Origin of the sequence: Pseudomonas sp. G166 (assembly GCF_037027455.2) — a bacterium.
Classification (GTDB): Bacteria; Pseudomonadota; Gammaproteobacteria; order Pseudomonadales; family Pseudomonadaceae; genus Aquipseudomonas.
Genome location: NZ_CP146985.1, coordinates 2,042,152 through 2,057,892 on the forward strand (window position 1 = coordinate 2,042,152; position 15,741 = coordinate 2,057,892).

General features: G+C 60.6%; 10 protein-coding genes and 1 other RNA gene. 7 read left to right on the forward strand and 4 right to left on the reverse strand.

Going from position 1 to position 15,741, the window contains the following annotated elements:
* Positions 1–16 precede the first annotated feature (16 nt).
* Together xdhB and xdhA are read right to left on the reverse strand one after the other, a co-directional pair.
* Positions 17–2,416: a xanthine dehydrogenase molybdopterin binding subunit gene (gene xdhB / locus SGN16_RS09180; protein ID WP_335944884.1), complete on the reverse strand. Its 2,400-nt coding sequence runs from the start codon at positions 2,414–2,416 to the stop codon at positions 17–19.
* A complete protein-coding gene (gene xdhA, locus SGN16_RS09185) occupies positions 2,409–3,863 on the reverse strand; it encodes a xanthine dehydrogenase small subunit (RefSeq protein ID WP_335944883.1) in 1,455 nt (484 codons plus the stop codon). Before xdhA ends, xdhB begins: the two co-directional genes overlap by 8 nt.
* A gap of 392 nt (positions 3,864–4,255) precedes the next feature.
* Between xdhA and SGN16_RS09190 the strand changes: the two genes are divergently transcribed.
* From SGN16_RS09190 to ffs, 7 genes are all read left to right on the forward strand, one after another.
* Positions 4,256–4,915 (forward strand): GntR family transcriptional regulator, encoded by a 660-nt coding sequence (locus SGN16_RS09190; protein WP_210643635.1) that lies wholly within the window; start codon positions 4,256–4,258, stop codon positions 4,913–4,915.
* 2 nt (positions 4,916–4,917) lie between these two features.
* A complete protein-coding gene (gene smc / locus SGN16_RS09195; protein ID WP_210643636.1) occupies positions 4,918–8,406 on the forward strand; it encodes a chromosome segregation protein SMC in 3,489 nt (1,162 codons plus the stop codon).
* 257 nt (positions 8,407–8,663) lie between these two features.
* The gene (gene zipA / locus SGN16_RS09200) at positions 8,664–9,509 is read left to right on the forward strand and encodes a cell division protein ZipA (protein WP_210643637.1); all 846 of its coding nucleotides are present in this window, start codon (positions 8,664–8,666) and stop codon (positions 9,507–9,509) included.
* Positions 9,510–9,666: 157 nt separating this feature from the next.
* On the forward strand, positions 9,667–12,024 hold the full coding sequence (gene ligA, locus SGN16_RS09205) for an NAD-dependent DNA ligase LigA (protein ID WP_335944882.1): 2,358 nt from the start codon (positions 9,667–9,669) through the stop codon (positions 12,022–12,024).
* Positions 12,025–12,123: 99 nt separating this feature from the next.
* Positions 12,124–13,284 carry a putative zinc-binding metallopeptidase gene (locus SGN16_RS09210; protein WP_335944881.1) on the forward strand — a complete coding sequence of 387 codons (1,161 nt, stop codon included), beginning with the start codon at positions 12,124–12,126 and terminating at the stop codon, positions 13,282–13,284.
* 148 nt (positions 13,285–13,432) lie between these two features.
* A complete protein-coding gene (locus SGN16_RS09215) occupies positions 13,433–13,783 on the forward strand; it encodes a hypothetical protein (protein WP_210643640.1) in 351 nt (116 codons plus the stop codon).
* 433 nt (positions 13,784–14,216) lie between these two features.
* Positions 14,217–14,313, forward strand: an RNA gene (ffs, locus tag SGN16_RS09220) — signal recognition particle sRNA small type.
* A gap of 186 nt (positions 14,314–14,499) precedes the next feature.
* Here ffs and SGN16_RS09225 read toward each other — a convergent pair.
* Complete coding sequence (locus SGN16_RS09225; RefSeq protein ID WP_335944880.1) at positions 14,500–15,063, reverse strand: DUF4823 domain-containing protein; 564 nt, start codon at positions 15,061–15,063, stop codon at positions 14,500–14,502.
* A gap of 183 nt (positions 15,064–15,246) precedes the next feature.
* Entirely contained in the window at positions 15,247–15,561 is a 315-nt protein-coding gene (locus tag SGN16_RS09230) for a helix-turn-helix transcriptional regulator (protein ID WP_210643641.1), read from the reverse strand.
* Positions 15,562–15,741 lie beyond the last annotated feature (180 nt).

Consider the following 15,741-nt stretch of genomic DNA (forward strand, 5'->3'; position numbering starts at 1 on the left):
TTGGCCGCGCCGCGGTCTAAAGTGGAGCCAACTCGGCCTCGGCTTGCGCAGGCTTCACAGTCTTCAACTGTCGCATCTGCTCACACCCCCACAACACCCGCTCCGGTGTCGCCGGCGCATCGATTTTCGGCTGGTGCTGGTAATCCCCCAGGCTCGCCACGGCGTCCTTGATGGCGCACCACGCAGCGATGCCGAGCATGAACGGCGGCTCGCCCACGGCCTTGGAGTGGAACACCGTGTCTTCGGGGTTCTTGCGGTTTTCCACCAGTTTGACCCGCAGATCCAGCGGCATGTCGGCCACGGCGGGGATCTTGTAGCTGGCCGGGCCGCTGGTCATCAGCTTGCCCTTGTCATTCCACACCAGCTCTTCCATGGTCAGCCAACCCATGCCCTGGATGAAGCCACCCTCGACCTGTCCGATGTCGATGGCCGGGTTCAACGAGGCGCCGACGTCGTGAAGGATATCGGTGCGCAGCATCTTGTATTCACCGGTGAGGGTGTCGACGATCACCTCGGCACACGCCGCGCCGAAGGCGTAGTAGTAGAACGGCCGACCCCGGGCCTGGCTGCGGTCGTAGTAGATTTTCGGAGTCTTGTAGAAACCGGTGCTCGACAACGAAACCTGGGCGAAATATGCCTGCTGGACCAGCGCCTCGAACGTCAAGATGTGATCGCGCACCCGCACATGGCCGTTGTGAAACTCCACGTCTTCTTCGCTGACCTTGTAGTGCCGCGCGGCGAATTCCACCAGACGCTGCTTGATGGTTTGCGCGGCATTCTGCGCGGCCTTGCCGTTCAGGTCGGCGCCACTTGAGGCTGCAGTGGGCGAGGTGTTCGGCACCTTGTCGGTGTTGGTCGCGGTGATCTGCACCCGGTCCATTTCCACCTGGAACACCTCGGCCACCACTTGCGCGACCTTGGTGTTCAAGCCCTGGCCCATTTCGGTGCCGCCATGGTTCAGGTGGATGCTGCCGTCGGTGTAGATGTGGATCAAGGCACCTGCCTGGTTGAGGAAACTGGCAGTGAATGAAATGCCGAACTTCACCGGGGTCAGCGCCAGGCCTTTTTTCAGGATCGGGCTGTTGGCGTTGTAGCGGCGAATCGCTTCGCGGCGCTCGGCGTACTGGCTGCTTTGCTCAAGTTCGGCGGTCATTTCCTCGAGCATGTTGTGCTCGACGGTCTGGTAGTAGTGGGTGACGTTGCGCTCGGTCTTGCCGTAGTAGTTGGCCTTGCGCACCGCCAGCGGATCGAGCCCCAGGTACCGGGCGATGGCATCCATCACCTCTTCGATGGCGACCATTCCTTGCGGCCCGCCGAAACCCCGGTAGGCGGTGTTCGAGGCGATGTTGGTCTTGCAGCGATGGCCGTTGATGGTCGCATCGCCCAGGTAATAGGCGTTGTCGGCATGGAACATCGCCCGGTCGACAATCGAGGCCGAGAGGTCCGGCGAGCAACCGCAGTTGCCAGCCAGTTCCAGGGCGATGCCATGCAGGCGCCCGGTGCTGTCGAAGCCGACGTCGTATTCGATGTAGAACGGGTGGCGCTTACCGGTCATCAGCATGTCTTCGACGCGGGGCAGGCGCATCTTGGTCGGCTGGCCGGTGAGGTGGGCGATGACTGCGCACAGGCACGCCGGGCTGGCGGCTTGGGTTTCCTTGCCGCCGAAGCCGCCGCCCATGCGGCGCATATCCACCACGACCTTGTTCATCGACACGCCCAGCACTTCGGCCACCAGTTTCTGCACTTCGGTGGGGTTCTGGGTCGAGCAGTAGACGAGCATGCCGCCGTCTTCGGTGGGCATCACTGAGGAGATCTGGGTTTCCAGGTAAAAATGTTCCTGGCCGCCAATGTGCAGCGAGCCTTGGATACGGTGCTCGGCACTGGCCAGGGCCGTGGCCGAATCACCCCGTTGGTGGGTGTGGCTGTCGAGCACGAAATGCCGTTTGCGCAAGGCTTCGACCACGTCGAGCACCGGTTCCAGGTCTTCATATTCGACAATCGCCGCCATCGCGGCCTTGCGCGCGGTTTCCAGGTCCTTGGCGGCGACGGCCAGCACCGGTTGGCCGACGAACTGCACGTCATCGATGGCCAGCAGCGGGTCGCCGGGCAGCAACGGGCCGATGTCCTTGAGGCCCGGAATGTCTGCATGGGTGATGGCGATGCGCACACCTTCGAAGGCGTAGCAGGGCGCGGTGTCGATGCGCAGGATCCGGGCGTGGGCGCGGTCCGACAGCCGGGCGTAAACGTGCAGTTGGTTAGGGAATTCCAGGCGATCATCAATGTACTGGGCTTCACCGGACACATGCTTGGCGGCGCTGTCATGCTTGACGCTGCGGCCCACGCCAGTGGTCAGATCGCGGGCGAACAGCTCGGCCAGTTCGGCTTGAGTCTTCTCTACGGCGTGATGGTTAGACATAAGCGGTCACCCGAGTCTCGATGTGCGGCGTTTGCAGTTCGATGAAGTATTTGCGCAACAGGTTGCGGGCGCTGAGCAGGCGATATTCCTTGCTGGCGCGGAAGTCCGACAGCGGCGTGAAGTCCTCGGCCAGGGCCGCGCAGGCGCGCTCGACCGTGCTGTCGTTCCACTGCGCGCCGATCAAGGCGGCTTCACAATGCGTGGCGCGCTTGGGCGTAGCAGCCATGCCGCCGAAGGCCACGCGGGCGTCGCGGACCACGCCGTTGTCGATGCGCAGGTTGAACGCCGCACACACGGCGGAAATATCGTCGTCCAGGCGCTTGGACACCTTGTAGGCGCGGAACGCCTGTTCGGCGCTGGCTCGCGGGACGATGATCTTCTCGATGAATTCGCTTTCCTGGCGGGCGGTGACCCGGTAGTCGATGAAATAGTCTTCCAGCGCCAGGGTGCGACGGGTCTGGCCCTTGCACAACACGATCTGCGCACCGAGGGCGATCAGCAGGGGCGGGGAGTCGCCAATTGGCGAGGCGTTGCCGATGTTGCCGCCCAGGGTGCCCTGGTTGCGGATCTGCAGCGAGGCGAAACGCTGCAGCAGTTCGCCGAAGTCCGGGTACTCGGCTTTCAAGGCCTCGTAGCAATCGGACAGCGCCATGGCGGCGCCGATCTCCAGGCGATCGTCGAAGCGCTCGATGCGCTTGAGTTCGGCGACGTTGCCCACGTAGATCATCACCGGCAGGGTGCGGTGGAACTGTGTGACCTCCAGGGCCAGGTCGGTACCGCCGGCCAACAGCCGTGCTTGAGGATACGCGTCATAGAGATCGGCCAGATCGGCCACGGTCAGCGGCACCAGGCAGCGTTTGTCGCCGCTGTTGAGCTCGCCAGTCTGGGTCGGGGTGATGGCTTTGAGACGGGCGACGGTCTCGGCCTCGCGGGCGTCGAACTGGTCCGGCTGCTTGCCGCAACAGGCCTGCTGGGCGGCGGCCAGGATCGGCCGATAGCCGGTGCAGCGGCACAGGTTGCCGGCCAAGGCTTCGTGGGCTTTGTGGGCGTCGGCTTGCTCGCTGTTCTTTTGCAGGGCGAACAACGACATGACAAAGCCTGGTGTGCAGAAGCCGCATTGCGAACCGTGGCAATCGACCATCGCCTGCTGGACGCTATGCAGTTGACCTTGGTGCTTGAGGTCTTCGACGCTGATCAGTTGTTTGCCGTGCAGGGCCGAAACGAAGGTCAGGCACGAATTAAGGCTGCGATAGCGCATGCGCTCGTGGCCGGTTTCGTCCGTGTGCAACTCGCCCACCACCACGGTGCACGCACCACAGTCACCACTGGCGCAGCCTTCTTTGGTACCGGGTTTGCCGACATGCTCGCGCAGATAATTGAGCACGGTCAGGTTCGGGTCCAGGGCGTGCTCGCTACGGAGTTCCTGGTTGAGTAAAAACTGGATCACGGAAGGCCTCGCAGACTCATTATTGTTGTATCGACTTGGGCTGAATTTATCAGTTCTGACTTTTCGGTCAACGATTTTCTGACTTAAGGGTCAGGAAAATTCGTTTTGTCGATGAACAATGGGGTTTGGGTATTGGTCCTCGGGCGATCTCCTACCTCTATCAGTTAAGCGCAAATCCCCGTGGGAGTGGGCTTGCTCGCGAAGACGACGCTTCTGTCGGAAATTTCTCGCGCGTGACTGGCCTCTTCGCGAGCAAGCCCGCTCGCACAAGGTCCGCACCGCTGAAAAAATTGCTTATATCGTGCCAAAACCCGGTGCAGGCCCTGCGCCATGACGTATCGAGTGCGCTACACTGCGCCGCTTGTGCAGATCGAAGAGTTTGAAGGACAACCATGACGTTCAAGGCCCCGGACAGCCTCGCCGAGCAAATCGCCCATTACCTCGCCGAGCGCATCATTCGCGGCGAAATGAAACCGGGAGAGCGCATCCAGGAGCAAAAGGTCACGCTGGCGCTCAATGTCAGCCGCGGCTCGGTGCGCGAGGCCCTGTTGATTCTGGAGCGGCGCCACCTGATCGCCATCCTGCCGCGCCGTGGTGCACACGTCACCGAGCTCAGCGAACATAATGTGCGCAGTCTCTGTGCGCTGATGAGCGAGCTGTACATCCTGCTGGGCAATGCCGTGGCCCATGGTTGGCAGGATCAGGCCGACATGGCACCGTTCGTGGCCATCCAGCAGCGACTCAAGGACGCCTTTGCGCGCCAGGACATCCGCACCTTCGTCGATGAAAGCTTCAGCGTGATGCGCGCTGCGTATCCTTTTGCCAACAACCCGTATCTGCAGGAAACCGTCGAGAACCTGCAACCGGCCATGAGCCGTGCCTATTTCCTCGCCCTGGAACAGCGTAAGGCCGAGATGAGCGAGTTCCTCGACCTGTTCCAGCGCCTGCTCGTTGCCGTGCTGGCCCGTGATTTGCCGCAGATCCGCATCGTGCTGACGGCCTATGCCCAGCGCAGTTGCGATCTGGTGGTCTCTGCCCTGACGAAGGCCTGAACGTGCGGCTCAAGTGCATCAAGCTGGCGGGGTTCAAATCCTTCGTCGACCCGACCACGGTGAACTTCCCCAGTAACATGGCGGCGGTGGTCGGGCCCAATGGTTGCGGCAAGTCGAACATCATCGATGCCGTGCGTTGGGTGATGGGCGAGAGCTCGGCCAAGAACCTGCGCGGCGAGTCGATGACCGACGTCATCTTCAACGGCTCCACCAGCCGCAAACCGGTGAGCCAAGCCAGCATCGAACTGGTGTTCGACAACTCCGATGGCACCCTGGTAGGCGAGTACGCGGCCTATGCGGAAATCTCCATTCGTCGCAAAGTGACCCGCGACAGCCAGAACAGTTATTTCCTCAACGGTACCAAGTGTCGGCGTCGCGATATCACTGATATTTTCCTCGGCACCGGCCTGGGCCCGCGCAGCTACTCGATCATCGAGCAGGGCATGATCTCCAAGCTGATCGAGGCCAAGCCCGAGGACCTGCGCAACTTCATCGAAGAGGCCGCCGGCATCTCCAAATACAAGGAGCGCCGCCGCGAGACTGAAAACCGTATTCGTCGTACCCACGAAAACCTCGCGCGCCTGACCGACCTGCGCGAAGAACTCGAGCGCCAGCTGGAACGTCTGCACCGTCAGGCCGAGGCTGCCAAGAAGTATCAGGAATACAAAGGCGAAGAGCGGCAGCTCAAGGCCCAGCTCTCGGCCCTGCGTTGGCAGGCGTTGAATGAGCAGGTCGGCCAGCGCGAAGCGATCATCGGCAACCAGGAGGTCAGCTTCGAGGCCCTGGTGGCCGAGCAACGCAACGCCGATGCTGCCATCGAGCGCCTGCGTGACGGTCACCACGACCTGTCCGAACGCTTCAATCTGGTGCAAGGGCGCTTCTATTCGGTGGGCGGCGACATCGCTCGGGTCGAGCAGAGCATCCAGCACGGCCAGCAACGACTGCGGCAGTTGCAGGATGATTTGAAGGAAGCCGAGCGGGCGCGCCTGGAAACCGAATCCCACTTGGGCCACGACCGCACTTTGCTGCTGACCCTCGGCGAAGAGCTGGACCGGCTCACGCCGGAGCAGGAAATCACCAGCGCCGCCGCCGAAGAGGCTGCCGCCGCCCTGGAAGAGGCCGAGCTGACCATGCACGGCTGGCAAGAGCAGTGGGACAGTTTCAACCTGACCTCGGCCGAGCCGAGGCGTCAGGCCGAGGTCCAGCAGTCGCGCATCCAGCAGCTGGAAACCAGCATGGAGCGCCTGGCCGACCGTCAGCGCCGCCTGGCCGAAGAGCGTGCCTTGCTCGCGGCGGATCCGGAAGACGCGGCGATCCTCGATCTGAGCGAACAACTGGCGACCAGCGAAGCTACCCTCGAAGACTTGCAAGCCAGTGAAGACGCCCAGGTCGAGCGGCTTGAACAACTGCGCCAGGCCTTGCAACTGGCCTTGCAGAACCAGCAGCAGGCCCAGGGCGAATTGCAGCGGCTCAATGGGCGCCTGGCGTCGCTGGAGGCCTTGCAGCAAGCCGCGCTGGACCCGGGCACCGGCACCGCCGAATGGTTGCGCGACCAGCATCTGGCCGAACGTCCACGACTGGCCGAAGGTTTGAAGGTCGATGCCGGTTGGGAGTTGGCGGTGGAAACTGTGCTGGGCGCCGACCTGCAAGCGGTGCTGGTGGATGACTTTGCCGGTTTCGACCTGTCAGGTTTCACCCAGGGCGATCTGCGTTTGCTCAGCCCGGCTGGCGACGGGGTACGAATTCCCGGCAGTTTGCTGGACAAGGTCGAGGCCCAAGTCGACCTGTCGCCGTGGTTGGGGCAGGTCAAACCGGTGGAAAGCCTCGAACAGGCCTTGGCCCTGCGCGGGCAATTGGCCGCCGGTGAAAGCCTGATCAGCCGCGACGGTTACTGGGTTGGCCGGCATTTCCTGCGGGTGCGCCGGGCCAGCGAAGCCGAGAGCGGCATGCTCGCCCGCGGCCAGGAAATCCAGCGCCTGAGTGCCGAGCGCGAAGAGCGCGAGGCCAGTGTCGAAGCCCTGGAAACCGAATTGCAGAACCTGCGGGCGCAACAGCGCCAACAGGAGAATGGCCGTGAACACTTGCGTCGGCTGTTGCAGGACGAAGCGCGCCAGCAAGGCGAGCTCAAGGCGCAGTTGTCGGCCGGCAAGGCCAAGGTCGAACAACTGGCCCTGCGCCGCACCCGCCTCGAAGAAGAGATCGCCGAGCTGGGTGAGCAGCGGGCGCTGGAACACGAACAGATCGGCGAGGCGCGCCTGCAATTGCAGGAAGCCCTCGATGCCATGGCGCTGGACACCGAACAGCGCGAGCTGCTGCTGGCCCAACGCGACAGCCTGCGCGAACGCCTGGACCGGGTGCGCCAGGAAGCGCGACAGCACAAGGACCATGCCCACCAGTTGGCGGTGCGCCTTGGCTCGCTCAAGGCTCAACACGATTCGACGCGCCAGGCGCTGGAACGGCTGGAAATGCAGTCCGAACGCCTGACTGAAAAACGCGAGCAGTTGAGCCTCAATCTGGAGGAGGGTGAAGCGCCGCTGGAAGAGCTGCGCCTCAAGCTCGAAGAGTTGCTCGACAAGCGCATGAGTGTCGATGAAGAACTCAAAACTGCACAAATTGCCCTGGAGGACGCCGACCGTGAACTGCGCGACGCTGAGAAGCGCCGTAGCCAGGCCGAGCAGCAATCCCAGCTGATCCGCGGCCAGATGGAACAGCAACGCATGGAGTGGCAAGCACTGACCGTGCGCCGCAAAGCCTTGCAGGACCAATTGCTCGAAGATGGCTACGACCTCGACGGCGTGCTCGCCACCCTGGTGGCCGGGGCAAACGAGAAGGAAGCCGAGGAGGAACTGGAGCGGATTGCCCAGCGCATTCAGCGCCTGGGGGCAATCAACCTGGCGGCCATCGATGAGTACCAGCAGCAGTCCGAGCGCAAGCGCTACCTGGATGCCCAGAACGACGATCTGGTGGAAGCGCTGGAGACCCTGGAAAACGTCATTCGCAAGATCGACAAGGAAACCCGTAACCGTTTCAAGGATACCTTTGATCAGATCAACGGCGGTTTGCAGGCACTTTTCCCAAAAGTTTTCGGTGGCGGCAGCGCCTACTTGGAACTGACGGGCGAAGATTTACTCGATACAGGGGTGACAATCATGGCGCGTCCTCCTGGCAAGAAGAACAGCACCATCCATTTGCTCTCCGGTGGCGAAAAGGCGCTGACCGCGCTGGCCCTGGTATTTGCCATCTTCAAATTGAACCCGGCGCCATTCTGCATGCTCGACGAAGTCGATGCGCCGTTGGATGACGCTAACGTAGGTCGTTACGCACGGCTGGTGAAGGAGATGTCCGAAACGGTGCAATTCATCTACATCACCCACAACAAGATCGCCATGGAAATGGCCGATCAACTGATGGGCGTGACCATGCATGAGCCGGGTTGCTCACGGCTGGTGGCGGTGGATGTGGAGGAAGCCATGGCGATGGTAGATGCCTGACACACGGGTTGTAGGGCATCTACTGGGAGTGCTGTAGGTATTTTTTACCCTTGGGCTTGTTGTTCAATTCACAGATTGGCACGAGCCTATGCGACAGACGGTGTAAAGTTATCTTTGGTCGTGCTAGTTTAATGTCAATTTTTCGTGTGCGTGGGCAAAACGCCATTCAGAACATAGAGTTGGCGCCACGTTTTAAAGCGGTTTGCAAATAGCTAAACCCCTTATTTTTCAGCATTTTTATAGAGGCACGGGATTACATGGAAATCGGTCTGCGCGAGTGGCTGATCGTCATCGGCATCATTGTCATTGCCGGTATTCTTTTCGACGGCTGGCGGCGCATGCGCGGCGGCAAGGGCAAACTCAAGTTTCGCCTTGATCGCAGCCTGTCGAACCTGCCGGACGACGATGGCAATGCCGAGCTGCTGGGGCCGCCCCGGGTGTTGGACACCCATAAAGAGCCGCAGTTGGACGAGCATGACTTGCCGTCGATGAGCGCGCCTGCGCGCGAGCCACGGGAGTCGGGTTCCAAGCGCGGCAAGCGCAACAGCGAGCCGTCCCAGGGGGACCTGAACCTCAACCTGGACCTGGATGGTGGCCCGAGCTTCAGCAGTCGTGACGACGACTTCCCGGACGAGAACAAGACCTCCGGTGCCGACAAAGACCAGGCCCAAGCCGAAGAAGTGCTAGTGATCAGCGTGATTTGCCGCGACCCGGCCGGCTTCAAGGGCCCAGCGTTGTTGCAGAACATCCTGGAAAGCGGCCTGCGTTTTGGCGAGATGGACATTTTCCACCGCCACGAAAGCATGGCCGGCAATGGCGAGGTATTGTTTTCCATGGCCAACGCGGTCAAGCCGGGCGTATTCGACCTGGACGACATCGACCATTTCAGCACGCCAGCGGTAAGCTTTTTCCTCGGCCTGCCAGGCCCGCGTCATCCCAAGCAGGCCTTCGACGTGATGGTGGCCGCGGCGCGCAAGCTGTCCCAGGAGCTCAATGGCGAATTGAAGGATGACCAGCGCAGCGTGCTGACCGCCCAGACCATCGAACACTACCGCCAGCGCATCGTCGAATTCGAACGCCGGGCGTTGACCCAGAAGCGCTGAAGTCGGCAGCGCTTTTGTGGCGCAGGGGCTTTTTGTGACGAGGGGATTTATCCCCTCGCCACAGGCTCTGCATTCGGCCGGTATAGGCTCGACATTGCCAATGTTTTGAGAAAATTGAGCAGCCTCGGCTGCTCTTTTGCTTTATGAGAGAACATCCATGACTGCCGTCAAAACCCGCATCCAACAGCTGCGCACCGAGCTGGACCAGCACAACTACCGCTACCACGTCCTCGATGAACCGAGCATCCCGGACGCCGAGTACGATCGCCTGTTCCATGAGCTCAAGGCCCTGGAAGAGCAGTATCCGGAACTGGTGACCAGCGACTCCCCGACCCAGCGGGTCGGCAGTGTGGCGCTGTCGGCGTTCAGCCAGGTGCGGCACGAGATCCCGATGCTCAGCCTGGGTAACGCCTTTGACGAAACCACCATGCGCGAATTCGACCGGCGGGTGACCGAAGGCCTCGACCTGCCCACGGGCGACTTGCTCGGCGGTGGCGCGGCGGTGGAATACAGCTGCGAGCCGAAGCTCGATGGCCTGGCGGTCAGCCTGCTGTACCAGGACGGCATGTTGGTACGGGGTGCCACTCGCGGTGACGGCACGACCGGCGAAGACATCAGCGTCAACGTACGCACCGTGCGCAACATCCCCCTCAAATTGCAGGGCAGTGGCTGGCCGCCGCTGTTGGAAGTGCGCGGCGAGGTGTACATGTCCAAGGCTGGCTTCGAGCGCCTCAATGCCACGCAGTTGGAGGCAGGCGGCAAGACCTTCGCCAACCCGCGCAACGCGGCGGCCGGCAGTTTGCGCCAATTGGATTCGAAGATAACCGCCAACCGTCCCTTGGAGTTCTGCTGCTACGGCATCGGCCAGGTGACCGCGGACATCGCCGATACCCACATCGGCAATCTCAAGCAGCTCAAGGCTTGGGGCTTGCCCATCAGCCGTGAACTGAAATTGGCCCACGGTATCGATGAATGCCTGGACTACTACCGCGACATTGGCGAGCGGCGCAGCGCGTTGGCTTATGAAATCGATGGGGTGGTGTTCAAGGTCAATAGCATCGCCTCTCAGCGCGAGCTGGGTTTTCGCGCCCGGGAACCGCGCTGGGCCATCGCTCATAAATTCCCGGCCAGCGAAGAGCTCACCGAACTGTTGGACGTAGAGTTCCAGGTCGGTCGCACTGGCGCCGTGACACCCGTCGCACGGCTCAAGCCGGTCAAGGTTGCTGGCGTGACCGTGGCCAACGCCACCCTGCACAACATGGACGAAGTGGCGCGCCTGGGCCTGATGATCGGCGACACCGTGATTATCCGCCGCGCCGGGGACGTGATCCCGCAAGTGGTGCAAGTGGTCACCGAGCGCCGTCCGGACAATGCCCGGCCGGTGGAGATCCCGCAAGAATGTCCGGTCTGCGGCTCCCATGTGGAGCGTACGCAACTGATCAAGCGCAGCAAAGGCCGCGAGACCATCAGCGAAGGTGCGGTGTACCGCTGCGTCGGTCGCCTGGCCTGCGGCGCGCAGCTCAAGCAGGCGATCATTCATTTCGTGTCGCGCCGGGCCATGGACATCGAGGGCCTGGGCGAGAAGAGCGTCGAGCAGTTGGTGGACGAGGGCCTGGTGGGCTCGCCTGCCGACCTGTATGCCCTGACCTTCGAGCAAGTGGTCGACCTGGAAGGCTTCGCCGAACTGTCGAGCAAGAACCTGCTGGCGGCCATCGTCGACAGCAAGAAGCCGAGCCTGGCGCGCTTCATCTACGCTCTCGGCATCCCGGACGTGGGCGAGGAGACCGCCAAGGTCCTGGCTCGTTCTCTTGGTTCGCTGGAGCGTGTACAGGCGGCTTTGCCTCAGGTGCTGACGTATTTGCCGGACGTCGGCCTGGAAGTGGCCCATGAGATTCACAGCTTCTTCGAGGACCCGCATAACCGTCAGGTGATCAAGGATTTGCTGCGCCATGGTCTGGATATCCAGGACCAGGGCGAGTTGGGTGCCGAGTTCTCCGCCAGCACCACCCTGGGCGGTTTTCTGGACAAACTGAATATTCCGTCGGTCGGGCCGGGCGGGGCGCAGAAACTGGCGGACAAATTCGGTTCACTCGAAGCGGTCATGAGTGCCGACTGGCTCGACATGCGCCAGGCGCTGCCGGAAAAACAGGCCAACGCCGTGCGCGAGTTCTTTGCTGTGGCCGCCAACCGGCAGCAGGCCGAAGCTGCCGAGAAGCAGCTGCAGGACTTTGGCATGCATTGGCAAAGTGAGAAGAAAGTCGTCGAAGGTCTGCCTGAGGCGGGTCATACCTGGGTGTTGACCGGTTCGCTGGAGTTGATGAGCCGCGATGTCGCCAAGGACAAGCTGGAAAGCCTGGGGGCCAAGGTCGCCGGTTCCGTGTCGGCAAAAACCTATTGCGTGGTGGCCGGGCCGGGGGCGGGCTCGAAGCTGACCAAGGCCAACGAGCTGGGGCTCAAGGTGCTGGATGAAGAGGCGTTTGTGGCTTTTTTGAGCGAGCATGGCATCACGGTTTAATCGGGAGCGCTCCCGCGCCTATCCGGCGCTATGACGCAAAGCGTGGGAACGATCATGTACCAGGGGGGATCTAGTGCTTCAGGCTCCAGGGAGATCGCCATGTACCGCTTCTTTGAACAACTGAGCTCACGCATCGCCGCGCCGTTCATGGGCGATCGCTCACGCAATAGCAAGATCTGGTCGTGCCGCTGCGGTCAGTCGCTGTTTTTTCGCAACAGCCAATGCCTGGCCTGCCTGGCTGCGTTGGGCTATCAGCCTGAACAGAGCCGCCTGTCGTCCTTGCAACCCGGCGAGCAAGCCGACACCTGGACACTGGATGCGGACCCGCAGGCCGGGTTGTTCCGCCGCTGCGCCAACCTCGACACCCCGGCGGCGTGCAACTGGCTGCTTGCGGCCAATGACCACGATGCCTTGTGCGTCGCCTGCAGCCTGAACCGCACCATTCCCGATTTGTCGATCCCGGAAAACCCCGAGCGCTGGCGCAAGGTCGAAACCGCCAAGCGCCGGCTGGTGGCGCAACTGATCACCCTCGGCTTGCCGGTGATTCCGAAAACCGTCGACGAAAACATCGGCTTGGCTTTCGACTTCATTGGGGTCGATCCCGATGGCACGCCGCCGACCACCGGTCACGCCAGTGGACTGGTCACCCTCGACATCAAAGAAGCCGACGATGCCCATCGCGAATACGTGCGCCAGCAGATGCGCGAACCGTATCGCACCTTACTCGGACATTTCCGGCATGAGGTGGGGCACTACTACTGGGATCGGCTGATCGCCAACAGCCACTGGCTCGAGGCGTTTCGTGAACTGTTCGGCGATGAGCGTGCCAGTTATTCCGACGCCCTGGAGCGGCATTACCAGCAAGGGGCGCCGCTGGACTGGCAGACCCATTACGTCAGCGCCTACGCCACCATGCACCCCTGGGAAGACTGGGCGGAAACCTGGGCCCACTACCTGCACATGATGGACGCGGTGGATACGGCGCTGGGTTTTGGCATGAGTGCTCGGGAAATGGATATCGACTACCAGCCTTTTCCGCCCGAGACCTTGTACGACCCCGAGCACACCGGGGGGACGGCGTTCCTGTCATTCGTCAACGCCTGGATCGAACTGGCCGGCATGCTCAACGAACTGTCCCGAAGCATGGGCCAGCCGGACTTCTATCCGTTCGTCGTACCCGCCGCCGTCATCACTAAGCTGCATTTCATCCATTTGGTGATTCAGGAAGAGGGTGGTCGGGCGGATGAGGTGCTGATGTAACTTTGCTCCCGCTTTAAGTTTGCTTGCCTCGATAGAGATCGGGCAGCGTTAAAGTGATGCCATTTATTTTGATAGTGGTTTTGTATTCAGGCTTTCCTTTACTCTAAGGCCGCCATGGATGATGGCTATATTTATTATGGAAAATACTATGAAACATGATGAAGTGGATAAAGCGACAACCATTCCCAATGCGCCTCGGCGGCTTTCCCAGGCCGGTCAAAGCCAATACACCATTATATTGGCCTGGCAAATCTCGGATAATGTTCGGCCCGATCAGATTGCGGGTCACACGTTTAAAGTGACTGCGGTGGCTACTGGGCAGGCGCAGTTCGTTCCTGCAACCCAAGTGAAACCGGACGGGCGTGGTTGGTACCGACATGAGATAGGCGTCAGTGGCGGCTCCCGGCCTGTCTATTTCAATGTTCAAGTTCGGGCGCAAGCTTCCAATGGTGAGTATGGGCCGTTCTGTCCAGTGGTAGTTTGTAATACTTCGTCATGACCGGCTATTTAATGTCAACCATGATTCAAGGCCGTAGTTGCTCATTGGTAGTTGTTTGAAAGATTCAATCTATTATGACTCGTTGCAGGTTCCCTGTGGGAGCGAGCCTGCTCGCGATGGCGGTGGATCAGCTTGCATTGATGTTGAATGAGCCTCCGTCATCGCGAGCAAGCTCGGTTCCCACATGGGTTCTCTAGTGTCCGCAGATCCAGTGTTCGCTCCAGATCCCTTGTGGATGCGAGCTTGCTCGCGAAAGCGGTGGGTCAGCTTGCACCCAGGTCGAATGTGCCGAAGCCATCGCAAGCACGCTTTGCCTCCACAGCAAGTGCTTGAACATCTTCAGTTTTTTTATCCGGCGCGAACGGTTGTAACTTCTCGTCAGATAGGTACAATGGCGCGGCTCGCCGTCAGGTGAGCGTCGTTATGGTGACCCCATCGGTCCCCCCGCAACGATTACCCGTGAACCTGGTCAGATCCGGAAGGAAGCAGCCACAGCGGGAACATTGTGTGCCGGGGTGTGGCTGGTGGGGTTGCCTCCATAACGCCCAAGCCTTCGTTCGCAAGGTTTGTCAATTTCCAAGCATTTTTTATTTCGCTGATCGCTATCGATCGTTGCGTTCTGCTGTCCGGATTCTGGCTGGGGCAGGGGCGTCGAGTGCTGGAAATCCGGTCCGTCCTGCATCGACGGACCGAGCGCCTATCGCAGGTCGCTTGGATCAGTACTGCGCTTTCACATACTCGGCTATCGGCTCATGCAGCAGATCCTGCGGGTGATCCCCGCCGAAGGTCGCCCATTTGCTTTTGCCGGACAGGATCGTAGAGCCCAGTGGTTGCGTTCCCGTCGGGCCATAAATGGCGAGCTTTACCTCAATCTTGTCAGGCAGGCCCGACCATTCTGTGGCGCGATCTTCCCAGTGGAGGATTTCCGGGATGACGTAATAGCCCGAAGGGCTGTTCTGCCTCAGGCAACCCAATTCCCGGCACGCGTCCACGACCGTCACATGATTGGCGTAATGAGAGAAGGCCGTTTTAGCAGCGGCGGCTGTCATGTCGCCGGACGCAGGGTAGACGGTCGTTTCGTAACGGCCATCGACAGGTGTGGCAATAGTGACTGGCATTTGTCGATCAAGTTTTGCCTGGCTGGGAAATACATCTTGTTGTGCATATTTGGCGGTACAGCCGGTGGCGAGTATCGAAACAAGAAGGATCGAGAGTTTATGCACGGTATGCCCTTGGAGTTCTATTGATGTCAGCGAGTCGAAGGCATCACGGGGATGCAAGATAGGCTCTGATAGTCGGGGGCCGCGGCAGACGATGTCAACGTGACATTATTTTATTCGTGTCGCCCACGCAAACGAATGGCAGTGGCGCCGTGTTCAGATTGCCAGTCGGACAAGCGAACGCCCAAGAGGGGGCTGGTCTGGCGTGCATCGGCAGGCCGGATTGCTCTTTTCATGCCTGCCTCAAGGCTTGGACAAGGCCTGGTCAACCGCTGCGATCAGCTTTCCCAGATCCTTCGGGGTGGCTCTGTGTATGACACCGAACAAATACGCCCGCTGTTCGTCTTCATCGCCCATGTCGACAAAAAAGGCTTTCAGCTGCACATCCAGCACGTCGGCAAGCAGGAACAAGGCTTCGATGCTGGGGGTGTAGGTGCCGGTTTCGAAGCGGCTGATGGTTTTGGGGTCAAAACCGGTTTTTTCGCCAAGTTCAGCCTGAGTAAGCCCCGCTACTTTGCGATAGCGTCTGATGGCCGCACCCAAACTTGAAATTTGCATCGCTCAATTCCCATTTAGAATCAAGAACTTAACGATAGATTTTTGCATTAGGCAACTGCATGATCCATCACCTTGCTTTGCAAAATGTGATGTGTTTCGTAGAATCGGCCTTTGGCACGGGTATTTGGTGACCTGCTTCAGAAGCCGGGATGTGCGAAAAGAGTGGGCCTTGCGTTTCTT

Excerpts from the sequence above, each read along its gene's own strand:
- SGN16_RS09215 (WP_210643640.1), top strand. The coding sequence starts at position 13,433 with ATGAAACATGATGAAGTGGATAAAGCGACAACCATTCCCAATGCGCCT.
- zipA (WP_210643637.1), top strand. The coding sequence starts at position 8,664 with ATGGAAATCGGTCTGCGCGAGTGGCTGATCGTCATCGGCATCATTGTC.
- SGN16_RS09190 (WP_210643635.1), top strand. The coding sequence starts at position 4,256 with ATGACGTTCAAGGCCCCGGACAGCCTCGCCGAGCAAATCGCCCATTAC.
- SGN16_RS09230 (WP_210643641.1), bottom strand. The coding sequence starts at position 15,561 with ATGCAAATTTCAAGTTTGGGTGCGGCCATCAGACGCTATCGCAAAGTA.
- xdhB (WP_335944884.1), bottom strand. The coding sequence starts at position 2,416 with ATGTCTAACCATCACGCCGTAGAGAAGACTCAAGCCGAACTGGCCGAG.
- SGN16_RS09210 (WP_335944881.1), top strand. The coding sequence starts at position 12,124 with ATGTACCGCTTCTTTGAACAACTGAGCTCACGCATCGCCGCGCCGTTC.
- ligA (WP_335944882.1), top strand. The coding sequence starts at position 9,667 with ATGACTGCCGTCAAAACCCGCATCCAACAGCTGCGCACCGAGCTGGAC.